Here is a 21159-nt window from a genome sequence, read left to right as displayed (position 1 = left end):
ACATGAGTAAGCCAAGAGATCCCAAAAACCTCGTCGTCGGTCTCGACATCGGTACGTCCAAGATCGTCTGCATCGTTGCGGAAATCAACGACGAAGGTCTGCTCGAGGTCATCGGTATGGGCACGCATCCGTCGCGCGGCCTGCGCCGTGGCGTGGTGGTCAACATCGAAGCCACCGTCAACGCCATCCAGCGTGCGCTGGAAGAGGCCGAGCTGATGGCCGACTGCAAGATCCGCGAGGTGTACACCGGCATCGCCGGCAGCCACATCAAGAGCTTCAACTCGCACGGCATGTTCGCTATCAAGGACAAGGAAATCAGCCAGATGGATGTCGATCGCGTGGTGGACACCGCGCGCGCGGTGAACATCCCGACCGACCAGCAGATCCTGCACACCATCCCGCAGGAATTCATTGTCGATGGCCAGGAAGACGTACGCGACCCGCTCGGCATGAGCGCGGTGCGCCTGGAAGTGAAGGTGCACATTGTCACCGGCGCAGTATCGGCGGCGCAGAACATCATCAAGTGTGTACGCCGTTGCGGGATCGAAGTCGCCGACCTGGTACTGCAGCCGCTCGCCTCGGCGATGGCGGTGCTGACCGAGGACGAGAAGGAGCTCGGCGTGTGCCTCGTGGATATCGGCGGCGGCACCACCGACATCGCCGTGTTCACCAACGGCGCGATCCGCCATACCGCGGTCATTCCGGTGGCGGGCGACCAGGTCAACAACGATATCGCGGTGGCGCTGCGCACGCCGCCGAAAGAGGCCGAGGACATCAAGGTGCAGTATGGCTGCGCCTTGCGACAGCTGGCCGACGCGCGCGACATGATCGAGGTGCCCGGCATCGGCGATCGTCCGCCGCGCACGCTGTCCCGCCAGACGCTGGCCGAGTTCATCGAGCCGCGCATGGAAGAGCTGTACTCGCTGGTGCAGGCCGAATTGCGCCGCAGCGGATTCGAGGAACTGCTGTCGTCCGGCATCGTTATTACCGGTGGTTCGGCGGCGATGCAGGGCATGGTCGAACTCGGCGAGGAGGTCTTCCACATGCCGGTGCGGATGGGCTGGCCGCGTTATGAGGGTGCCCTGTCGGATGTCATGCGCAATCCGCGCTATGCCACTTGCATGGGCCTGCTGATGGCAGGTCTGGAAGCGCGCGGACGCGATGCGCCGAAGTTGTCCAGCGGCAACTTCAAGGACATTTTTGAACGCATGAAGAGCTGGTTCAAGGGGAATTTTTGACGCCGTGCAAACGACGTTGAAACGGTATTTGGCGGTGGTGTCGGGTGTATCGGTACATCGAGGCAAACACGCCAAAGGATTTTCGAGTGTGGTTTTTGATTGGGCAAAAAAGGAGGAAGCAATATGTTTGAACTGATGGATGTAGACACCCAGGACGCAGTGATCAAGGTCATCGGCGTGGGCGGTTGTGGCGGCAATGCGGTCGATCACATGATCAGCTCCGGGCTGAATGGCGTGGAGTTCATCGCCATCAACACCGACGCGCAGGCACTGAAGCGCAATCAGGCCAAGCTGCAGCTGCAACTGGGCAATGGCGTGACCAAGGGCCTGGGCGCCGGCGCCAATCCGGATGTCGGCCGCGAAGCCGCACTGGAAGACCGCGAGCGCATCGCCGAACTGATCGACGGCGCCGACATGCTGTTCATCACCGCCGGCATGGGCGGCGGCACCGGCACCGGTGCGGCACCGGTCGTCGCCGAAGTCGCCAAGGAACTCGGCATCCTGACGGTTGCGGTCGTCACCAAGCCGTTCATGTTCGAAGGCAAGCGCGTGCGTGCGGCCAACGCCGGCATCGAGGCGCTCTCGCGTCATGTCGATTCCCTGATCATCATTCCGAACGAGAAACTGATGCAGGTGCTGGGCGACGACGTCTCCATGCTCGACGCCTTCAAGGCTGCCAACAACGTGCTGCATGGTGCTGTCGGCGGCATCGCCGAAGTCATCAACTGCCCTGGTCTGGTCAACGTCGACTTTGCCGATGTGCGCACCGTGATGAGCGAGATGGGCATGGCGATGATGGGGTCGGCCCAGGCTAGCGGCGAAAACCGTGCGCGCATCGCTGCCGAGCAGGCCGTCGCCAGTCCGCTGCTGGAAGACGTCAACCTCGCCGGCGCGCGCGGCGTACTGGTCAACATCACCGCTTCGTCGACCGTCAAGATGAAGGAAATCCACGAAGTGATGAACACCATCAAGGGTTTCACCGCCGAGGAAGCCACCGTCATCGTCGGTCAGGTGCTGGACGACACGATGGAAGACTCGCTGCGCGTCACCATGGTCGCCACTGGCCTGGGCAACCCGGTCGCCCGGCAGAGCCAGAAGCCGATGCAGATCATCCGCACCGGCACCGACGATACGCCGATGATGGTGAACGGCAACGGCGAGGAACTGCCCAGCGTGATGACCAGCCGTCGCAGCCGGACCATTCAGGCGATGACCGATTCCGGCATCGACACCCTGGACATCCCAGCCTTCCTGCGTCGCCAGGCGGACTGAACGAGCTTGTTGCCGCACACGATTCCACGATGGGCTTCCGCCCATCGTGGATCGGAGTCTTTTGCGTGGGGAATCCCATGCCGGGTGAACTCGCCCGCATGGAACCGGGTCTATTCCCGTTCTATTCATAGGGTTGCCTGTCGCGCGACCGGTTAAAATGACGGAATGATCAAGCAACGTACTCTTAAAACGCCCGTCAAGGCGACCGGCGTCGGCCTGCATTCCGGCGTCAAGGTCGAGATGACCCTGCGCCCTGCCGGGCCCAATACCGGCATCGTGTTCAGGCGAATGGACCTCAAGCCGCCGATCGACCTGAAGGCCGACCCCTATCTGGTCACCGACACCCGGCTGTGCTCGATGCTCGAGTCCGGTCCGGCCAAGGTGTCGACCGTCGAGCATCTGATGTCGGCGCTCGCCGGCCTGGGGATCGATAATCTGCTGGTCGACCTGACCGGCCCGGAGATTCCCATCATGGACGGCTCCTCGGCGCCGTTCGTGTTCCTGCTGCAGTCCGCCGGCATCGTCGAGCAGGATGCGGCAAAGCAATATGTGCGCATCATGCAGCCTATCGAGGTGAAGGACGGCGACAAATGGGCGCGTTTCGTTCCGCACAACGGCTTCAAGGTCGAGTTCACCATCGACTTCAAACACCCCGTGTTCGACAAGAGCGGCAAGACCGTCAGCATCGATTTCGCCGACACGGCCTACACGAAGGAAATCGCGCGCGCCCGCACCTTCGGTTTCATGCACGAGGTTGAGGCCTTGCGCAACAGCGGACTCGCGCTGGGCGGTTCGCTCGACAACGCCATCGTCATGGACGAATACCGCGTGCTGAACCAGGATGGTCTGCGCTACGACGACGAGTTCGTCAAACACAAGGTGCTCGACGCCATTGGCGATCTCTATCTGCTGGGACACCCTGTCATCGGTGCCTTCGAGGCCTACAAATCCGGCCATGCGCTCAACAACGCGCTGCTGCGTGAGTTGCTGCAGCATCGGGAGTCCTGGGAATTCGTCAGCTTCGCGCATGAAGAGGAAGTGCCGGCCGCCTTCCTGCGCCTGCATCCACTCACGACCTGATGATCGTCATCCGGCTACTGATTGTCGCCCTGCTCATTGCGGTGGCTGCGCTCGGATTGGCCTGGCTGTTCACCGGCAATAGGAAATATCTCGGATATATGGGCCGCGTGCTGCGTTTCGCGATCGTTTTCGGCTTTGTTGCCGCTTTGTTGTTTGTGGTGGAACGCCTGGTGCTGAGATGAGCGACGATGTGGAAAGCCACAGCAAAGGCATGGAATTGATGCTATAAAACAACGAAACGTGCGGGCCATATCGAGTACTAAGCAAGGCGCATTCGCGACGGCGCTTGCGAAAATCAGGGTGGAATGGCGTATTTACAAGGTCGCCGAGGCTATCCATACAAAACCCTGGAGGAGTAACATTGCGCCAGACCGCCCTCTTGTTGGTGGGAGGCGCTAGCTTATTGTTGAAGGTCCGCCCATTTTGAATCCCACAGATCCCAAGGAGTAACCCTATGCGTATCAAGACCCTGTCAGCCCTCATCGCCCTTGCCGGCACGGCCCTGCAGGCGCACGCGGCGGACGACCGCCTCTACGTCGCGCCGACCGTGAACTACACCTTCTCCGACAACGATCGCCACGCCGACGACGGCTGGGGCGGCGGCCTGGCGCTCGGCAAACCCATTACCGAGCACCTGAACATGGAGTTGTCGCTGACGGGCAGCTCGCTTGACTACAAGACTGGCAGCGGCAAATACGACCTGTGGGGACTGGGGGTCGACGCGCTTTATCTCTTCAACCGCAATGCCGACTTTACGCCCTATGGCGTGGTGGGCCTGGGCGCCTTGTATACCGACATTCCGGGCAAGCATGACACCGGCCTGATGGGCAATATCGGCTTCGGCATCATGAAGCGTCTGACTGACAACATTTCCCTGCGTGCCGACGCGCGCTACCGCATGGATGGCAACTCCACCAAGGCGTTCGGGGCGAATGATTTCGGAGACGCGATCATCAGCGTCGGCCTGAATTTCGCCCTGGGCCAGAAAGCCCAGCCCATGCCCAAGTCGGAACCCGCACCCGCACCCGTTGCTGAGCCCGCTCCCGCTCCCATGCCTGCCCCCGCACCTGCGCCTGTCGTGCAGCCAGAGCCTGCCGCAGCGGCACTCACGACCCCGCAGGCGCAGCAACTCGATCAAGCCAAGTCAGGCGATGTGGTGGTGATCCTGGAAGGCGTGAATTTCGAGTTTGATTCCGCCCGCCTGCGCCCGGATGCCATCACCATCCTCGACGAGGCCGCGACCGTGCTGAACCGTCGCAAGGACATCAGCGTGGACGTGGTCGGCCACACCGACAGCACCGGTACCAAGCAGTACAACCAGGGCCTGTCCGAGCGCCGCGCCAAGTCGGTGTACGACTATTTCATCAACAAAGGCATCGCCGCCGACCGGCTGACCACCAAGGGCTATGGCGAGACCAAGCCCATCGCCAGCAACACGACGCGCGAAGGCCGCGCCAAGAACCGCCGCGTGGAATTGGTCGTCAAGTAAACGCAGCATCGCTGCTGTACACGGAAAGGCCGCATCTACGGATGCGGCCTTTTTGTTTTCATGGGCAGAGGAAACAGGCGCGGTTCGAGGATGGCTTGCCAGGCGACCGCAAGCGGCCGTCTCGAATCCGCGTCCGCGTGGGCAATCAATGATGGCCCTAGGCGCGCGGCGCCACGCAGACACGATTGCGGCCGCCATGCTTCGCCGCATAGAGGCCGGCGTCCGCGCGGCTGATGGCCTGCTCGTAGGACTCCGCACCATCATACTGGCTGACGCCGATACTGATGCTGACCGAGGCCGGCTGCGTGTCAACGGTGAACTGCGTCTGCTCGATTTTCAGGCGCAACTGTTCGGCGACATGCTGCCCTTGTTCGAGTGTGCTGCCTTTGAGTACGACGAGAAACTCTTCCCCGCCCCAACGGATGGCGATATCCGACGCCCGCAGCCCTTTCTGAAGCGAGACTGCGACCTGGCTCAGGATGCGATCGCCGCCGATGTGCCCGAACCGGTCGTTTATCGATTTGAAGTGATCGATGTCGATCAGCAGAATGGAAATCGGGCGTGGGTCGCGCCGGTATTCGGCAAAGGTCTTGTCGATCAGGATGCTGAAGGCCTGGCAGTTGAGCAGGCCGGTGAGCTTGTCGGTGGCGGCCATGTCCTCGATGCGCTGTTGGTACCGCGCGAGCGCGATATGAGTCAGGAAGAGCACCAGCAGCGTAATGCCCAGACATACCGCGAGATTGACGTAGAGAGTCTGACGGATGTCGGCCAGCGCGGCATCCACGCCTTTTTCCACGAACAGATACCACTTGAGTTCGGGGATGTAGTTCACATTGAGCAGATGCAGGCCGTGGCTGTCCCTGAACTGATAGGAACCGGATTTTTCACGCAGGACGTGGTCGACGATGTCGCGCAGGCCCGGCGTCGCGCGCAGGTCGGTTTCCTGGCGTCCGGACTGGTTGCCGAACAGGACGGTCTTGCCGTGGGCATCCACGAAATAGATGGTGCGCTGGAAACGCTGCTGGTAATTCGAGATGAGGTGGCGCACGGCATCCACAGTGAGCCCGACGCCGGTAGCGCCGAGAAAGCGGCCGTCGAAGTCGAAGACGCGATAGTTGACGAAGATGGTCAGTGCATCCCGGTTGGCGAGATCGGGGTCGACATTGATCTCGTAGGGTTCCGACATGGCGCGCACCCGGTAGTACCAGACGTCGCGGGATGCCTTCGGTGACACCTGCTTCAGGATGCCCTCGCCGGTGTAGTAGTTGGCGCTACGCTCGGACACGAAGAAGCTGCTGAATGCGCCGTAGCGCGTTTTGATCTCCTGCAGATAACGGACCATGGCGTCGACGTCCTGCTCCCCACCCACAACCCAGTCGCGCAGGAAAGTGTCGTGCGCCATGGTCGACGAGATGAGAATGGGCCGCACCAGGTCTTTCTGGATTTCCGAATAGATATTGCTCGATGTGAGCGGCAGTTCCTGGGCGACGATGGCATTCAGGATCGCCTGTTTCGACACGTAGTAGCTGCTGAGCGTGGTGGCGAAGAAACCGGCTGCCAACAGGATGCTCAACCACAGAAGCAGGCGCTGCCGCTTGAAAATGCGTTGTGCAGAGTACATATATAAAAAACAGGGCGCGCGCGATTTTAGCAAACACCCATGCAGGACATGGGGTCAATGAAGGCAGTATGACATCGACCGGGTGGTTTTCGGCGAGCGTGCAATATTTAGTTCAACGTGCAATAGAACGGGCACGGCTGGCGGGCCAAGCCAGTTTGATCAGGTTTTCCGATGGTGGCGCAATAGCTTGTCCAGGGCGTCCTTTAGCGGACCATCCTCGATTTCCGCATTGAGATGCGCCAGTCCCTCCAATGCGGCGGGCGGCAAGCCGGTTTTTTCGACGGGATGGACATAACGCGCAAGCAACTCGGGGTTGACGCTGACGCGTACTGCCGTCGCCACGATTCCGTGCTTGCCGAGGCTGGCGATCAGCACGTCGGTCTGGTGGCGCAGGCGGCTGGCGACGGCCCCGCTGTCACAGGCGAGGCTCAATACCTCATTATCCAGCAGCATGACGCGAACGTGTCCGGCCAGCGCAGCAGGCAGGGAACGATCGAGGGCAGCCTGGGTCTTGAGCAGGGTACGGGCGCGTATGGCCAGGCCGTTCGGCAGTTGGCTGGCGAGCAGGTCGGCCAGGCTCGAGGCGCTCATGGGCGTGACACGCCGGCGTCACGGGATGCCGGCCCCGCTATGTTAAGATTCAACGGTTTACCGCGTCCTGCGGGCATTTCGGATTCCTCATGCTGCAATCCCTCTTCAAGAAAGTCTTCGGCAGCCGCAACGACCGGCTGGTCAAACAATACCTGCAAAAGGTGAAAGCGATCAATGCGCTGGAGCCGGCGATGGAGAAATTATCCGACGCCGAACTGGCAGGCAAGACGGCTGAGTTCAAGTCGCGGCTGGAAAATGGCGAGACGCTCGACAAGCTGTTGCCGGAAGCTTTTGCCGTGGTGCGCGAATCTTCCCGCCGGGTGCTTGGCATGCGCCATTTCGACGTGCAGATGGTGGGCGGCATGGTGTTGCACGACGGCAAGATCGCCGAGATGCGCACCGGCGAAGGCAAGACGCTGATGGCGACCTTGCCGGCCTACCTGAACGCGCTGGCGGGCAAGGGTGTGCACGTGGTGACGGTGAACGATTACCTGGCCAGCCGGGATGCGGAGTCGATGGGCCGGCTTTACGGCTTTCTCGGTCTGACCACCGGCGTCAACATGTCGCAAATGCCGCATGACGAAAAGCAGGCCGCGTATGCCGCCGACATCACCTACGGCACCAACAACGAATACGGCTTCGACTACCTGCGCGACAACATGGTCTACCAGATGAGCGAGAAGGTGCAGCGCCCGCTGGCCTTCGGCATCATCGACGAGGTCGACTCGATCCTGATCGACGAGGCGCGCACGCCGCTGATCATTTCGGGGCAATCGGAAGAGAACACCGCGCTGTACCAGCAGGTCAACCTGGTGCCGCCGCGCCTGACCCGCCAGAAGGACGAAGAATCCGAGGGCGACTACTCGGTCGACGAGAAGTCGCGCCAGGTCCTGTTGTCCGAAACCGGACACGAAAAGGTCGAAGAAATCCTCACCGAGATGGGGCTGCTGCTGCCTGGCGGCAGTCTCTACGACGCCTCCAACATCATGCTGATGCACCACGTGTACGCCGCGTTGCGCGCGCACGCGCTGTATTTCCGCGACCAGCACTACGTGGTGCAGAACGGCGAAGTCATCATCGTCGACGAGTTTACCGGCCGCCTGATGAGCGGCCGCCGCTGGTCGGAAGGCCTGCACCAGGCGGTGGAAGCCAAGGAGGGCGTGGCGATCCAGAAGGAAAACCAGACCCTGGCGTCGATCACCTTCCAGAACTACTTCCGCATGTACCAGAAGCTGTCGGGCATGACCGGCACGGCGGACACCGAAGCCTTCGAATTCCAGAGCATCTACGGCCTGGAAACCGTGGTCATCCCGACCCACCGGCCGATGATCCGCAAGGACGAGCACGACCAGGTCTACCGGACCGCCAAGGAGCGTGACCAGGCGGTGATCAACGACATTCGCGCGCGCAATGCCGGCGGCCAGCCGGTGCTGGTCGGCACCACGTCGATCGAGGCCAACGAACATCTGTCCGCCGAACTGACCCGGGCCGGACTGCAGCACAACGTGCTGAACGCCAAGCAGCACGCCCGCGAAGCCGAGGTGATCGCGCAGGCGGGCATGCCGGGCGGCATCACCATCGCCACCAACATGGCGGGCCGTGGCACCGACATCGTGTTGGGCGGCAGTATCCAGAAGGAGATCGACGCGATCCGCACCGACGAGACGCTGTCCGACGCGGAGAAGGACGCGAGCATCGCCGCGCTGAAGATCGACTGGCAGCCGCGTCACGACGCCGTGGTGGCGGCGGGCGGCCTGCACATCATCGGCACCGAGCGCCACGAGTCGCGCCGCGTCGACAATCAGCTGCGCGGCCGTTCGGGACGCCAGGGCGACCCCGGCTCCAGCCGTTTCTTCCTTTCGCTGGAAGATCCGTTGTTGCGCATCTTCGCATCCGACCGCGTCGCTGCAATCATGAACCGACTGAAGATGCCAGAGGGCGAAGCGATCGAGCATCCGTGGGTGACGCGCGCGATCGAGAACGCGCAGCGCAAGGTCGAACAGCGCAACTTCGACATCCGCAAGCAGCTGCTCGAATACGACGACGTCTCCAACGACCAGCGCAAGGTGATCTACGAGCAGCGCAACGAACTGCTGGCGAGCGCCGACATCGGCGACACCGTCCGCGCCATGCGTGACGACGTGCTGGACCAGACCGTCAACCTGCACATTGCGCCGGGCAGCATGGACGAGCAATGGGACGTGGCGGGCCTCGAAAAGTCGCTGGCGGCGCAGTTCTCGCTCGATCTGCCGCTGCAGCAGTGGCTGGACGAGGACAAGACCCTGAACGAGGAAGGCCTGCGCAAGAAGATCCTCGAGGCCGCCGACGCGATCTATCGGGAGAAGGAAGCCCAGGTCGGCAGCGACGGCCTGCGCCAGTTCGAGCGTGCGGTGATGTTGCAAAGCATGGACACCCACTGGCGCGAGCATCTGTCGGCACTGGATCATCTGCGCCAGGGTATTCACCTGCGCGGTTATGCGCAGAAGCAGCCGAAGCAGGAATACAAGCGCGAGGCGTTCGAACTGTTCTCCGCCATGCTGACCGCGATCAAGACCGAGGTGACGCAGATCACCACCACCGTGCAGATCCGCGCACCCGAAGATGTGCAGGCGGTCGAGCCGCACGAGCCATTGAACGTCCAATTCCAGCATACCGAGTACGACGAGGCGCAGGACTTCGCCGAAGTCGACCAGGAGGCAGATGCGGGCGAAGGTTATCCCAAGGTCGGCCGCAACGATCCCTGCCCGTGCGGTTCGGGCAAGAAGTACAAGCAGTGCCACGGCCGGTTGAACTGAGGACTCACCATGCCCTACTACGTTTTTCGTCTGGGAATGTTCAAAGTGCTGGAAAAGCAGGGCGAATGGGCGAGCTTCAAGGAAGCCAAGGCCCACACCAACGAACTGCGCAAGACGCTCGATCCCAAGACCGGCGACAAATACAAGATGATCTTCGCCGAGAACGAGATCGCCGCCCAGGACACGCTGATGGCGGAGCGGGAACTGGATCAGCGCTTGTCGGGCGACGACTGGTAAAGTTGCTCACCCACTGTCGCGACCTGTCGTCCGGGACGCGGCCGGCGGTTTCTGATCAACTCTGATTAAGCTGCGATGGCTGAATACAACGAAGACGCTTATCGGCTGGCTAGAAAAGCCTACATCGAGTACAGCTGCCCATTCGAGCGGGCCCTGTTGTCGCGCTGCGTGAGCTGCGACCGCTCGCGCAAGCTGAATCTTGCCGAGCGCGAGGCGATTGCCTGCAGCGATCCCACGGTACGCGAGCATTGCCTGACGTTTTACCAGGACCTGCACGAGAACGCGCAGTTCGCGCTCAGGATCAACCCCGATGCGCCATGGCCGTTCGGCAAGGAGATCCGTGCCCAATGCGGCGGCGTGCGCGGGCTGTCGGCCGCGCTCGATGGCCCGACCGACGAGGCGACCGACATTGCCACCAGCGTGCTGCAGGGGCGGGCGCGTTTCGGCGACATTGCCGATTTCCCCTATTCCGAGATCATGCGAGCCGTGGTGCACTACGAACCGCGCAAGCGTCGCCCATGAGCGGCGCGGGAACCCGGGTCGCTGCGCCCGGCCACTTGTCAGCTTTCGCTTTTTGATTACACTTTCCGCGTGCGCACACGACTCCGACGATTCCTGCTGTTGTTGTTGATGCTGACCCTGCCGGCGCAGGCGTTCGCCTATTCCGCCATGCAGGTCTGCATCCTGCCGGACCATGCCGCGATGGAACAGATGGCGATGCCCGACGAAGCCACGATCATGGCGGACTGCCACACGTCCGACCAGCCGCAGCCTCCGTCCGGCCAGCACGAATGCAAGTTCTGCGCCGCCTGCGCACTGGCCACGGCCATACCGGTCGGGTTCGCCGACCGCACGCCGGCCGTCCCGATCGCACACCGCTTCGCTCCGCAGCCCGCCGCATCGTTCAGCGGCTTCATTCCCGACAGTCTCGACCGTCCCCCCCGAACCGCCCTCGCCTGAGCCCCGCGCGACGACGCGCGGTTCCGTTTTGCGCGCGGCGATCCTGCCGTGAACTTGCGAGGACGATCATGTTGAAATTTTTCTTATGCCATGCGGCGCCGGTGGCGCACGCATCGCTGCTTGGCCTTACGGGGGCTGCGTGGTTGGCAGCGTTGCCCGCCGCACAGGCTGCCGAAGCTCCGGCCTCTCCGCCGGCGGTATCCAATCCTTTCGCGCACTATCAGGCCTGGCGCGAGGACGCATTGCAGGACTGGCGCAAAGCCAATGACCGGGTGGGCGAAATCGGCGGCTGGCGTACCTATCTGCGCGAGTCGCAGCAAACCGGCGAGGCTCCGGATCAGACTGGGCAGGCACACCATGCACACTGAGGGGAAGACCATGCCTCCGACTTTTCTTACGCCGCGTACGCTGGTTCTCGCCGTGCTGTCTGTCGTCCTGCTGGGCGGTTGCGCGAGCTTTTCGGCTGACGGCGGCTTCGGCGCGGTCCAGTCTGCCACCCAGTCGCGCATCCAGAAGGATGTCGTCTGGGCGCGCGACGAAGCCAGCCGCACGCAGACCCAGGCACGCATCGATGCGCTGCTGGCGAAGCCGCTTTCAGCGGACGACGCAGTGCAGATCGCGCTTCTCAACAATCCCCGGCTGCAGGCAGCGTTCAACGCGCTCGGCCTTGCAGAGGCCGACTGGATTGCGGCGCAGCGCCTGCCAAATCCGGGTGTTTCCATCGGACGTCTCACACGGGGCAGCGAGGTGGAATGGGAGCGCAGCCTGCATCTCAACCTGATGCGGCTGCTGACCATGCCGATGCGCATCGACATCGAGCAGCGGCTGTTCGAGCAGACCCGGCGCGAACTGGTTCTGAACGTCCTGCGGCTGGCGGCGGACACCCGCAAGGCCTGGGTTGTCGCGGTGGCGGCGAAGCAATCCGCGCATTACCAGCAGCAGACGATGGATGCTGCCGAAGCCGGTGCGGAACTGGCGCGCCGCATGGCGCAGGTTGGCAACTGGAGCAAGCTGAAACAGGCGCGCGAGCAGTCGTTCTATGCGGACGCCGCACTGGCGGTGGCGCGTGCCGAACAGACGAAGCTGCAGGCGCGCGAACGCCTGGTCCGGCTGCTGGGCCTGTCCACTGGCGATGCGCTGCAATTGCCCGAACGCTTGCCGGATCTGCCTGCAACCCTGCCCGCGCTGCCGGATGTCGAACAGCAGGCCATGGATTCACGCCTGGATCTGCAGGCAACCCGGCTGCAAACCGAGGCGCTGGCCAAGAACCTGGGCCTCACGCGTCGCACGCGCTTCGTCAACGTGCTGGAACTGGGCGCCATCAGCAACAGTTCGAACGAAGTGCCTTTGCAGCGCGGCTACGAAATCAGCTTCGAACTGCCGCTGTTCGACTGGGGGCAGACCCGGGTGGTGCAGGCCGAATCCCGCTACCGCCAGGCGCTCGAGCGCGCACGCGAGACCGCGGTCAACGCGCGTTCTGAGGTGCGCGAGGCCTATGCCATGCAGCAGAGCCAGTACGCCATCGCACGACACCTGCGCGATGAGATAGTCCCGCTGAAACAGCGCATCTCCGAGGAAAACCAGTATCGCTACAACGGCATGCTGATCGGCGTGTTCGAACTGCTGGCCGATGCGCGTTCGCAGATCGCGTCGGTCAACGCTGCCATCGAGGCGCAGCGCGATTTCTGGCTCGCCGACGCCGACATGCAGATGGCGCTGGCCGGCACGCCGGGTAAAACCCCGGTCACCTCTCTCCCGCCCGCGTCTGCCGATGCGACGGGTGGACACTGAAAGGATTTTCCATGACCTCAAGACGTGATTTTTTCAAACTCGGCGGAGCAGCAGCCGTCGCTACGGTGAGCCCGGCTGCCCTGGCGGTCCTTCCTGAAGTGATCAGCATGGACAAGCCCGATACCCAGCCACCGCTGCTGCCGCCCAACGGCCGTCCCTACAATCCGGTGGTGACGCTGAACGGCTGGACGCTGCCCTGGCGCATGAAAGATGGCGTGAAGGAGTTCCACCTCGTCGCCGAGCCGGTGGTGCGCGAGATCGCGCCCGGCATGAAGGCGCATCTGTGGGGTTACAACGGCCAGAGCCCCGGCCCCACGATAGAAGTGGTGGAAGGCGATCGCGTGCGTATTTTCGTCACCAACCGCCTGCCCGAACACACCACCATCCACTGGCACGGCCAGCGCCTGCCCAATGGCATGGACGGCATTGGCGGGCTGACCCAGCCCCATATCCAGCCGGGCAAGACCTTCGTCTACGAATTCGTCGCGCGCCGCCCCGGTACCTTCATGTACCACCCGCACGCCGACGAGATGACGCAGATGGCGATGGGCATGATGGGTTTCTGGGTGACGCATCCCAAAGGCAAACACCCCTTGATCGAACCGGTCGACCGCGATTTCTGCTTCCTCATCAACGCCTACGATATCGACCCCGGTAGCGCCACGCCCTCGGTGAATACCATGCTCGACTTCAACCTGTGGACCTGGAACAGCCGTGCCTTTCCGGGCATCGACACGCTCAATGTGCGACTGAACGATCGGGTGCGCATCCGCATGGGCAACCTCACCATGACCAACCACCCGATGCATCTGCACGGCGTGGATTTCGAGGTGACTGGCACCGATGGCGGTCCGGTGCCGAAATCGGCACGCTGGCCGGAGGTGACCGTTGACATCGCGGTCGGTCAGATGCGCCAGATCGAATTCGTCGCCGACGAGGAAGGCGACTGGGCCTTCCACTGCCACAAAAGCCATCACACCATGAATGCAATGGGCCATGCGGTGCCAACCATGATCGGCGTCGATTACAGCGGCCTGGCGAGCAAGATCAACAAGCTCATTCCCGACTACATGGCAATGGGCGAGCGCGGCATGGCCGACATGGCCAACATGGAGATGCCGCTGCCCGACAACACGCTGCCGATGATGACCGGCCGAGGCCCCTTCGGCTCGGTCGAGATGGGCGGCATGTTCAGTGTCATGAAGGTGCGGCGCGGACAGAAACGCGGCGACTATTCCGACTCTGGCTGGTACAAGCAGCCACCTGGCACGCAGGCGCGCGAAGTCCTCGATGCGTCGGCCGAGCCGGCCGTGCGCGCGCCGCAAGCCGCCTCGCCCCAGGGCATGCCGGGCGACGTCGAAGTGACTGTGCGCAAACCCACCGGCCACGCCGGTCATTGAACGCTATCGATAGCGATACATGAAGGAGCTGAAATGAAGACATGGATTCCATTGCTTGCCGCGCTGGCGATCGTTTCCCCGCTACGCGCCGAACCTGCGGCTCCGCCGGCTGCGCAGGCCAATGTGATGACCGACGGCGTCGTGCGTCGGGTGGATGCCGCCAACGGCAAGCTCACCCTGCGACATGGGCCGATCGTCAACCTCGATATGCCCGCCATGACCATGGTGTTCCGGGTGCAGCCTCCGGAACTGATGAAGGGCCTCAAAGTGGGCGATGTAGTGAAATTTCATGCCGAGAGCATCGACGATACCCTGACCGTCACCGCGATCCAGCCTGCGCAATAGCGGACAAGACCTGGATCTGGCGAACCGCGGAGGGTCATTCAGGCATGAAGCATCCAACATTAGGATAAGCAGGTCGTTTGTACTAGATTGGAAATGAACAATGTCGAGCAGGCGCAATATCGCGTGTGAGGACATTTATTTCGCTAAGGAGACAGAGATGAAACGCATATCACGCATATCAATAGCCGCCCTTGCCCTTTCCTTGGGGATGGCGGGCATCATGCCGGTATACGCCGCCGATCAGGCGCGCGATCAGGACCGCACCCAGGTACGGGATCAGGATCGTATTTACGGTTCCGAACTGATGACACAGCAGGAGCGGATCGAATACCGCAATCACATGCGTACGCTGAAAACCCAGCAGGAACGCGAAGCTTTCCGCCTGGAACATCACAAGCAGATGCAGGAGCGTGCCCAGGCCCAGGGCAAGACCCTGCCCGACATGCCGCCTGCGGGCATGGGGCCCGGATCCGGTATGGGGCCGGGGATGGGACCAGGAATGGGACCGGGTTCTGGCATGGGGTCCGGTTCCCGCCGCTAGCGGGTTGCCTCGTGCGGTTAGGCGGGAACGGTCGTTGCGTTGAAGCGCAGCGTGGCCGCAAACCCGTGGCCGCCATCCGCACGCTGCAGTCCATCCCCCAGTTCAAGCTGGGCATGTGAGAGTGCTGCAATGCGCGCGACGATGGAAAGACCGAGGCCGCATCCCTCGTTTTCGACCTCTCCGCGCACGAAGCGGGCACTGAGTTGCGACCGCAGCGCAGGGGCCACGCCTGGGCCATCGTCGGCAACGGTGATGGCACAGCTCGTTCCGCGATGCGCGATGCGTACGTCGATCCGCGCGCCTTCCCCCGCATAGTGAACGGCGTTGTCGAGCAGGTTGCGGACCGCGACCTGCAGCCATGCCGCCGTGATGGCGATACGGCATCCCGCTGCCGCATCGACCGTCAGGGTTTGCCCCTGGCGTTGCGCTTGGGGCAAAAGTTCTTCGCACACTGTCGCCACGATTTCTGCGGGATCCAGGGGCGCGGGCGGGCTGCCCTGCGTAGCCGGATCGACGCGCGCGAGGGTCAGCAATTGCTCGACCAGGTGCGTCATCCGGTCTACGCCGACGATCACCTGCGCCAGCGCATGCTGCTGGCTGTCAGCCGTTTGCGCGCGCAGCGCGACCTGCGTCTGCACTTTCAATGCCGCCAGCGGGGTGCGCAATTCGTGCGCGGCATCCGCGGTGAAGCGGCGCTCGTTTTCGAAGGCTTCGTTGACGCGCCGGATCAGTGCGTTGAGTGCGGCGCGCAGCGGCGCAATTTCTTCGGGCAGGGCGGGCGATTCGTCGAGTGGCGTCAGGGCCTGCACATCGAGCGCGCCGACTTGGTGCGCCACCGTATCCACCGGCCGCAGGTTGCGGCCGATGCCCCACCAGACCGCCAGCGCCATCAGCGGCAGCGCCAGCGCGGCGGGAATCAGCAGAGACAGGCCAATCTCGCGCGCCAGACCTTCGCGTGCCGCGTGGGCCTGGCCGACGACGACCCGATATTCCGCGTCGGGATCCTGTACCGCATAGAATCGCCAGCGTGCGCCTTCGTACTGGCGCTCGCTGAATCCCGGCCCGATCCCGGATTCAAACCCGGCGTGACCCATGGACGTGGCCAGACGCAGCATCCGTCCGTCAGTGTCGTGCCACACCTCGAATGCGATGGGCACCGGATTGTGATGGCTGTGATCCTGGAGTTCCTTCGCAAAATGCTCGACTTCGCCGGCCGCCACGATCGCCAGCAAGGTGTCGGCGACCTGTGTCAGCTGGCCGTCGAGCAATTCGTCCGCTTCATGGTGCGCGCGCTGATACACCACCAGCGCGGACAGCAGCCAGATCGCCGCCACCGAGCCGGTCAGCAGCCACACCAGCCGCCGCCGCAGGGAATAGGGCTGGTTCATGGCGTCGCGCCCGCCGGCACCATGTAGCCGACGCCGCGCACGGTACGGATCAGGTCGTTGCCGAGCTTCTTCCGCAGGTGGTGGATGTGGACTTCGAGCGCGTTACTGTCGACGGCCTCGTTCCAGGTGTAGAGCTGTTCTTCCAACGCGCGGCGTGTCAGCACCCGGTCGGTGTTTTCCAGCAGCAGGTGCAGCAGGTCGAATTCGCGCGGGGTCAGTTCGACGGCCTGGCCGGCGCGCGTCACGCTGCGTGCCGCCGGATTGAGTTCGATCTCGCCGACGGCGAGCACGGGCTCAGGGCGGCCATGGGCGCGCCGTACCAGCGCGCGCAGGCGGGCGGTAATCTCGTCGAGGTCGAAGGGCTTCAGCACATAGTCATCGGCGCCGAGGTCAAGCCCGCGCACTTTGTCCTCCAGCTGGTCGCGCGCGGTCAGGATCAGCACCGGCGTCGCGTCATGGCGCCCACGCAGCCATTGCAGCACCGACAGGCCGTCGCGTTTCGGCAGCCCCAGGTCGAGCACCACAGCCGCAAACGATTCGGTGGACAGGGCCATTACCGCCGCCTCGCCATCGCGCAGCCAGTCGACGGCATAGCCCGCCTGGGTCAGTCCCACCTGCAGGCCGTCGCCCAGAAGGCGGTCATCTTCCACCAACAATATGCGCATCGTTCCGGTTCATCCTTGGGTCATTGTTTCGGAATCCTGACCGTGTCCTCGTCGAACACGCCCTGTTCCGCCTGGCGGTGGCAGGCAGCACAATTGGCGGCGGAGCCGATCGATTTGCGCGACCACGTCGCCTGCGAAACCTCGTCGTGCTTGCGCACGAACCAGCGGGTGTCGGTGATGCGCAAGGGTGCCGCACTGACTCCCATGCTTTGCATCACCCGACTGCCCATCCGGCTGGTGCCGCTGTCGGCGGCGTTGGCCTCCAGGAATCGCAGGATATCAGCCTGGGTTGCCGGATCAAGGCTGGCGTTTTCACCGAAGTGCTGGTCGAGCCCGCTCATCAGGCGTCGCCACGACGCCTTCGGCAGGAAAGCCGGCGAATAGGCGATATGGCAGCTTGCGCATTCCTGTTGCCAGGCCTTGTTGGCCGTCCGTGGCAGGACATTGCCGCCGCCATCGCCATGCGCATCGCCCGAAGGCAACGAAAACGCCAACAGGCTGAATACGCCGACCGCCGCGACGACCCCGATTCCGCGTAATAGATAATTCATGGTGTGCTCCTTATCGGGCCTGGCTCAACCAGGCGATGAAATCGCCCTTTTCTTGCGCGCTGCATTCGCGTTGCAGGACATCCTGGCAGTTGCGTCGGAACCATTTCTCGACCTTGGCCGCATCGGTGAAGCGCTGCGGATTGGCCGCCGGCGCCAGCGGCTCGATGCGCTTGCCGACGCGGCTGCGTCCGGCCTGGGCCGGGTTGGCGGTGTGGCAGCCGGCACAGCTCACGGCCTGACCATCGCGGCCCGGGTGCTCGGTGCGATACAAGGTCGCGCCGCGCGAGGCGGACAAGCCGGACACCGGCACGCCCGCCTGCTGCGCATACTGCGCCATCAGACTGGCAGGGCTGTCGGCCTTCGCCATGGCGGAGGCCATGCCGAGTACCGCCAGGCCACCGTAGAGAAGGGGCTTAATCATGCTGCACCTCGTTTCCCGTGCCGAGGTATTGCTTGCCGGTCACCATGCTTTGCGCCACCCGTTCGCCGCGCCATTGGTGAAACACCAGCGCAGCCAGATGCAGGCCGATGAAACCGAGCATCAGGCCGAATCCGAATTCGTGCGGTTCACCCAGCACATCCTCCAGCCACGCCACATCGCCCAGCCAGCCGGCGAGCGGGCCCGTCTGGAATTCGCTGGCGGCCAGCCCCAGCCCGGTGACGACCATCAGCGTCATCACGCCATAGGCGAACAGATAGCCCAGGCTGGCGAGCGGATCGTGTCCGGCGCGGTGGGTCTTGGGCAGGCGCAAATTCCTGACGCTGTCCTTCCACACGGCGGGATGCCACAGGTCGCGCCAACGCGCGCTGGCCGGACCAGCCAAACTCCACAGCAGGCGTGTCAACAGGCCTGCCGTCAGGGTGTAGCCGATGAGAATGTGCAGATTCCAGAGTGTCTTTTCATACGGCCCGTGTTCGAACCAGTCGGCCAGTTGGCTGGTGACGATGAGCGATACGATGGACAGCGCAATGACCCAGTGCAGCAGGCGCAGCAAGGGGTCGAACACGCGGTGCGGATGGGTGGCGGCATGTGACATGGCAGTCTCCTGAGAGGGGAATGCAGCAGACTGTATGCGCCCCAGCTTAGGGGCACCTTAAGAGAAACGTTTATTCGGCAATCCTGGGCGCCGCATGGGTTCACCTTCTCCAAATACGCGCGTAAAAGCTATTCTGACAGTGGGTCGAAAAACACATGCATGTCCACATGCGTACTTTGAGTCATCGCGCGGAGCCATTTGCAATCAACCGGATCGAGATTTGGGCATGAAGAACATCAAGCTGGTTTTTTGGGCGCTACTGCTGGCACTGACGGCTCTGTGGTTGCTGGCCGACACGTGGGTGCCCGATCCTTTCACCTATTTCGCGCTTCGCACCGTACTGATGCAATACACCGGCGTCATCGGCATGGGCGCCATGAGTGTCGCCATGCTGCTGGCCACGCGGCCAAAATGGCTGGAGCCCCCTCTGGACGGGCTCGACAAGATGTATCGCTTGCATAAATGGCTGGGGATCACCGGGCTGGTGTTTTCCTGCATTCACTGGTGGTGGGCGCAAGGAACCAAGTGGATGGTGGGCTGGGGATGGCTCAGCAGGCCTGCACGCAAGTCGGCTGCCGGCCAGATGCTGGGGCCGGCCGAGAGCTGGCTGCGCGGCCAGCGCGGGCTGGCTGAATCGCTGGGCGAGTGGGCGTTTTATGCCGCGGTGGTGCTGATCGTCCTGGCGCTGGTCAGGCGTTTTCCCTACCACCTGTTCACCAAGACGCACAAATGGCTGGCGGTGGTTTATCTGATACTGGTTTATCACTCCGTCGTGCTGCTCAAGTTTGCCTACTGGTCGCAGCCAGTCGGGTGGGCCATGGCCCTGTTGATGCTGGGCGGCACCGTGGCGGCGCTGCTTGTCCTGTTGCGTCGCGTCGGGGTCAACCGCAGAGTGCAGGGCACGATCGAATCGCTCATCTACTACCCGGAATTGCGCGTACTCGAAACGGCTATCCGCCTGGAAAGCGGCTGGCCTGGCCACAATGCCGGACAGTTTGCCTTTGTCACGTCCAGAAAAAGCGAAGGCGCTCATCCGTACACGATTGCATCGGCCTGGGACGCCGATGACCGCCGCATCGTCTTCATCACCAAGGCGCTTGGCGACCATACCAGCAAGCTGCATGATCGCTTGAAGATCGGTGCGCCCGTCACGGTGGAAGGGCCTTATGGCTGCTTCGATTTCCGCGACGGGCGCTCGCGCCAGATATGGATCGGCGCCGGCATCGGCATCACCCCCTTCATCGCCCGCATGAAGCAGCTGGCGCGCATGCCCGGCGAACAGGAGATCGACCTGTTCCATCCGACGGCGGATTTCGAACAGGCCGCCATCGACAAACTCACGGCCGATGCCCAGGCGGCCCATGTACGCCTGCATGTGCTGGTCAGCGGGAAAGATGGACGACTCGATGCCGATCGCATTCGCGCAGCCGTGCCGCAATGGCAGTCGGCGAGCATCTGGTTCTGCGGTCCGCCGGGATTTGGCTAGGCCATACGGAACGATTTCGTCGTCCATGGCCTGGCGCCGGATGATTTTCACCAGGAAGTGTTTCAGATGCGCTGAAAGCCATCGTCCGAAATGGAACGACCGCCCTGCCAGGCGCGCCGGACAGCCACTTAAGGCGGTCTTAAGAATTCACAGGCAGGATGCGCATCGAGCCTGGTGGAGGGATCAGTGCCGACGCCCATCCATATAATTTAACTTTTGCGACGCATTCACTTCGCCCCGTGCCGAACCGATTTCTTCGCCTGTTGATGCTCTGGTTGGTCATCGCCTTGCAGGCGATGACGCCGTTCGTCCATGCCCATGCGGGATCGGCGCAAGCGAGCCATGCAAGTTGGCTGCATGGCCATGCGGGCGTGCCTGGCGACGTGGCCTATCACCTGGCCGAAAACAGGGAGCAGGGCGCAGAGATCGAGGTGGCGCAGGGTATACGATCGTTGCGGCAGGCCGTGCTGTTTGTGGCGGATGCCGATGCGTCATACCCGGCACCGGCGCTTCCGCCGTCGGCGGCAAGAGCAGCCAGGCCAGGCCCTGCCTGGCTGGACGTCGCCCCCTTGCAGGCCGTACTCCCCGATCACGCCCTGCCGCACGCGCTGGCGCCGCCGCGCCGCTGATCGTTCCACGCGGCGCACCTGCCTGTGCGCCTGCCCGAATTTC

23 protein-coding genes are annotated in these 21159 nt (G+C 63.0%); 16 read left to right on the top strand and 7 right to left on the bottom strand.

The features are described from left to right. Positions 1–2: 2 nt before the first annotated feature. The 5 genes from ftsA to B058_RS0114165 all read left to right on the top strand — a co-directional run bounded on the left by ftsA (position 3) and on the right by B058_RS0114165 (position 5079). Complete coding sequence (gene ftsA, locus B058_RS0114185) at positions 3–1238, top strand: cell division protein FtsA (protein WP_018509157.1); 1236 nt, start codon at positions 3–5, stop codon at positions 1236–1238. Positions 1239–1361: 123 nt separating this feature from the next. Beyond that, on the top strand, positions 1362–2510 hold the full coding sequence (gene ftsZ, locus B058_RS0114180) for a cell division protein FtsZ (protein ID WP_018509156.1): 1149 nt from the start codon (positions 1362–1364) through the stop codon (positions 2508–2510). A gap of 165 nt (positions 2511–2675) precedes the next feature. Continuing rightward, positions 2676–3590 (top strand): UDP-3-O-acyl-N-acetylglucosamine deacetylase, encoded by a 915-nt coding sequence (lpxC, locus tag B058_RS0114175; protein WP_018509155.1) that lies wholly within the window; start codon positions 2676–2678, stop codon positions 3588–3590. Continuing rightward, positions 3590–3772 (top strand): hypothetical protein, encoded by a 183-nt coding sequence (locus tag B058_RS0114170; RefSeq protein WP_018509154.1) that lies wholly within the window; start codon positions 3590–3592, stop codon positions 3770–3772. The genes lpxC and B058_RS0114170 overlap by 1 nt, the downstream gene beginning before the upstream one ends. A gap of 272 nt (positions 3773–4044) precedes the next feature. Then, positions 4045–5079, top strand: coding sequence for an OmpA family protein (locus B058_RS0114165; RefSeq protein ID WP_018509153.1), 1035 nt, complete (start codon positions 4045–4047; stop codon positions 5077–5079). Between the two features lie 157 nt (positions 5080–5236). On the opposite strand, the gene B058_RS0114160 is transcribed toward B058_RS0114165, so the two are convergent. Both B058_RS0114160 and B058_RS0114155 read right to left on the bottom strand, forming a co-directional pair. After that, positions 5237–6700, bottom strand: a complete 1464-nt coding sequence (locus tag B058_RS0114160) for a sensor domain-containing diguanylate cyclase (RefSeq protein ID WP_018509152.1) — start codon at positions 6698–6700, stop codon at positions 5237–5239. A gap of 159 nt (positions 6701–6859) precedes the next feature. Next, positions 6860–7291, bottom strand: a complete 432-nt coding sequence (locus B058_RS0114155; protein WP_018509151.1) for a DciA family protein — start codon at positions 7289–7291, stop codon at positions 6860–6862. An 89-nt stretch (positions 7292–7380) separates the two neighbouring features. On the opposite strand from B058_RS0114155, the gene secA reads away from it, so the two are divergent. The 9 genes from secA (at position 7381) to B058_RS0114110 (ending at position 15360) form a co-directional block, all read left to right on the top strand. Next, complete coding sequence (gene secA, locus B058_RS0114150; RefSeq protein WP_018509150.1) at positions 7381–10086, top strand: preprotein translocase subunit SecA; 2706 nt, start codon at positions 7381–7383, stop codon at positions 10084–10086. 9 nt (positions 10087–10095) lie between these two features. Further along, on the top strand, positions 10096–10323 hold the full coding sequence (locus tag B058_RS0114145) for a hypothetical protein (protein ID WP_018509149.1): 228 nt from the start codon (positions 10096–10098) through the stop codon (positions 10321–10323). A 75-nt stretch (positions 10324–10398) separates the two neighbouring features. Beyond that, complete coding sequence (locus tag B058_RS0114140; protein WP_018509148.1) at positions 10399–10845, top strand: hypothetical protein; 447 nt, start codon at positions 10399–10401, stop codon at positions 10843–10845. Positions 10846–10914: 69 nt separating this feature from the next. Beyond that, positions 10915–11283 carry a hypothetical protein gene (locus tag B058_RS0114135; protein WP_157265897.1) on the top strand — a complete coding sequence of 123 codons (369 nt, stop codon included), beginning with the start codon at positions 10915–10917 and terminating at the stop codon, positions 11281–11283. 68 nt (positions 11284–11351) lie between these two features. Further along, a complete protein-coding gene (locus tag B058_RS17040) occupies positions 11352–11651 on the top strand; it encodes a hypothetical protein (protein WP_018509146.1) in 300 nt (99 codons plus the stop codon). Between the two features lie 10 nt (positions 11652–11661). Beyond that, positions 11662–13074 (top strand): TolC family protein, encoded by a 1413-nt coding sequence (locus B058_RS0114125; RefSeq protein ID WP_018509145.1) that lies wholly within the window; start codon positions 11662–11664, stop codon positions 13072–13074. A gap of 11 nt (positions 13075–13085) precedes the next feature. Beyond that, entirely contained in the window at positions 13086–14474 is a 1389-nt protein-coding gene (locus B058_RS0114120; RefSeq protein WP_018509144.1) for a copper oxidase, read from the top strand. Positions 14475–14507: 33 nt separating this feature from the next. Beyond that, entirely contained in the window at positions 14508–14819 is a 312-nt protein-coding gene (locus tag B058_RS0114115; RefSeq protein WP_018509143.1) for a copper-binding protein, read from the top strand. Between the two features lie 157 nt (positions 14820–14976). Next, positions 14977–15360, top strand: a complete 384-nt coding sequence (locus B058_RS0114110; RefSeq protein ID WP_026240951.1) for a hypothetical protein — start codon at positions 14977–14979, stop codon at positions 15358–15360. Between the two features lie 17 nt (positions 15361–15377). On the opposite strand, the gene B058_RS0114105 is transcribed toward B058_RS0114110, so the two are convergent. From B058_RS0114105 to B058_RS0114085, 5 genes are read right to left on the bottom strand one after another with little or no spacing between them, the layout of a single operon-like run. After that, entirely contained in the window at positions 15378–16748 is a 1371-nt protein-coding gene (locus B058_RS0114105; protein ID WP_018509141.1) for an ATP-binding protein, read from the bottom strand. Continuing rightward, entirely contained in the window at positions 16745–17413 is a 669-nt protein-coding gene (locus tag B058_RS0114100) for a response regulator transcription factor (RefSeq protein WP_018509140.1), read from the bottom strand. Before B058_RS0114100 ends, B058_RS0114105 begins: the two co-directional genes overlap by 4 nt. Before the next feature lie 20 nt (positions 17414–17433). Further along, the gene (locus B058_RS0114095) at positions 17434–17964 is read right to left on the bottom strand and encodes a diheme cytochrome c (RefSeq protein WP_018509139.1); all 531 of its coding nucleotides are present in this window, start codon (positions 17962–17964) and stop codon (positions 17434–17436) included. A gap of 10 nt (positions 17965–17974) precedes the next feature. Beyond that, on the bottom strand, positions 17975–18385 hold the full coding sequence (locus B058_RS0114090; protein ID WP_018509138.1) for a DUF1924 domain-containing protein: 411 nt from the start codon (positions 18383–18385) through the stop codon (positions 17975–17977). Then, a complete protein-coding gene (locus tag B058_RS0114085; protein WP_018509137.1) occupies positions 18378–19001 on the bottom strand; it encodes a cytochrome b/b6 domain-containing protein in 624 nt (207 codons plus the stop codon). Before B058_RS0114085 ends, B058_RS0114090 begins: the two co-directional genes overlap by 8 nt. A gap of 226 nt (positions 19002–19227) precedes the next feature. On the opposite strand from B058_RS0114085, the gene B058_RS17035 reads away from it, so the two are divergent. Next, positions 19228–20487: a ferredoxin reductase family protein gene (locus tag B058_RS17035; RefSeq protein ID WP_245539316.1), complete on the top strand. Its 1260-nt coding sequence runs from the start codon at positions 19228–19230 to the stop codon at positions 20485–20487. A 266-nt stretch (positions 20488–20753) separates the two neighbouring features. Beyond that, a complete protein-coding gene (locus B058_RS0114075; protein WP_018509135.1) occupies positions 20754–21116 on the top strand; it encodes a hypothetical protein in 363 nt (120 codons plus the stop codon). Positions 21117–21159: the final 43 nt, after the last annotated feature.

This window comes from Thiobacillus thioparus DSM 505, assembly GCF_000373385.1.
GTDB lineage: Bacteria > Pseudomonadota > Gammaproteobacteria > Burkholderiales > Thiobacillaceae > Thiobacillus > Thiobacillus thioparus.
Note: the sequence above shows the minus strand (reverse complement) of the source record. Positions and strands in the feature narration are given on the sequence as shown.

Bases quoted from the DNA above. Each gene is read 5' to 3' on its own strand.
- ftsA (WP_018509157.1), top strand. From the start codon at position 3: ATGAGTAAGCCAAGAGATCCCAAAAACCTCGTCGTCGGTCTCGACATC.
- ftsZ (WP_018509156.1), top strand. From the start codon at position 1,362: ATGTTTGAACTGATGGATGTAGACACCCAGGACGCAGTGATCAAGGTC.
- lpxC (WP_018509155.1), top strand. From the start codon at position 2,676: ATGATCAAGCAACGTACTCTTAAAACGCCCGTCAAGGCGACCGGCGTC.
- B058_RS0114170 (WP_018509154.1), top strand. From the start codon at position 3,590: ATGATCGTCATCCGGCTACTGATTGTCGCCCTGCTCATTGCGGTGGCT.
- B058_RS0114165 (WP_018509153.1), top strand. From the start codon at position 4,045: ATGCGTATCAAGACCCTGTCAGCCCTCATCGCCCTTGCCGGCACGGCC.
- B058_RS0114160 (WP_018509152.1), bottom strand. From the start codon at position 6,700: ATGTACTCTGCACAACGCATTTTCAAGCGGCAGCGCCTGCTTCTGTGG.
- B058_RS0114155 (WP_018509151.1), bottom strand. From the start codon at position 7,291: ATGAGCGCCTCGAGCCTGGCCGACCTGCTCGCCAGCCAACTGCCGAAC.
- secA (WP_018509150.1), top strand. From the start codon at position 7,381: ATGCTGCAATCCCTCTTCAAGAAAGTCTTCGGCAGCCGCAACGACCGG.
- B058_RS0114145 (WP_018509149.1), top strand. From the start codon at position 10,096: ATGCCCTACTACGTTTTTCGTCTGGGAATGTTCAAAGTGCTGGAAAAG.
- B058_RS0114140 (WP_018509148.1), top strand. From the start codon at position 10,399: ATGGCTGAATACAACGAAGACGCTTATCGGCTGGCTAGAAAAGCCTAC.
- B058_RS17040 (WP_018509146.1), top strand. From the start codon at position 11,352: ATGTTGAAATTTTTCTTATGCCATGCGGCGCCGGTGGCGCACGCATCG.
- B058_RS0114125 (WP_018509145.1), top strand. From the start codon at position 11,662: ATGCCTCCGACTTTTCTTACGCCGCGTACGCTGGTTCTCGCCGTGCTG.
- B058_RS0114120 (WP_018509144.1), top strand. From the start codon at position 13,086: ATGACCTCAAGACGTGATTTTTTCAAACTCGGCGGAGCAGCAGCCGTC.
- B058_RS0114115 (WP_018509143.1), top strand. From the start codon at position 14,508: ATGAAGACATGGATTCCATTGCTTGCCGCGCTGGCGATCGTTTCCCCG.
- B058_RS0114110 (WP_026240951.1), top strand. From the start codon at position 14,977: ATGAAACGCATATCACGCATATCAATAGCCGCCCTTGCCCTTTCCTTG.
- B058_RS0114105 (WP_018509141.1), bottom strand. From the start codon at position 16,748: ATGAACCAGCCCTATTCCCTGCGGCGGCGGCTGGTGTGGCTGCTGACC.
- B058_RS0114100 (WP_018509140.1), bottom strand. From the start codon at position 17,413: ATGCGCATATTGTTGGTGGAAGATGACCGCCTTCTGGGCGACGGCCTG.
- B058_RS0114095 (WP_018509139.1), bottom strand. From the start codon at position 17,964: ATGAATTATCTATTACGCGGAATCGGGGTCGTCGCGGCGGTCGGCGTA.
- B058_RS0114090 (WP_018509138.1), bottom strand. From the start codon at position 18,385: ATGATTAAGCCCCTTCTCTACGGTGGCCTGGCGGTACTCGGCATGGCC.
- B058_RS0114085 (WP_018509137.1), bottom strand. From the start codon at position 19,001: ATGTCACATGCCGCCACCCATCCGCACCGCGTGTTCGACCCCTTGCTG.
- B058_RS17035 (WP_245539316.1), top strand. From the start codon at position 19,228: ATGAAGAACATCAAGCTGGTTTTTTGGGCGCTACTGCTGGCACTGACG.
- B058_RS0114075 (WP_018509135.1), top strand. From the start codon at position 20,754: ATGCTCTGGTTGGTCATCGCCTTGCAGGCGATGACGCCGTTCGTCCAT.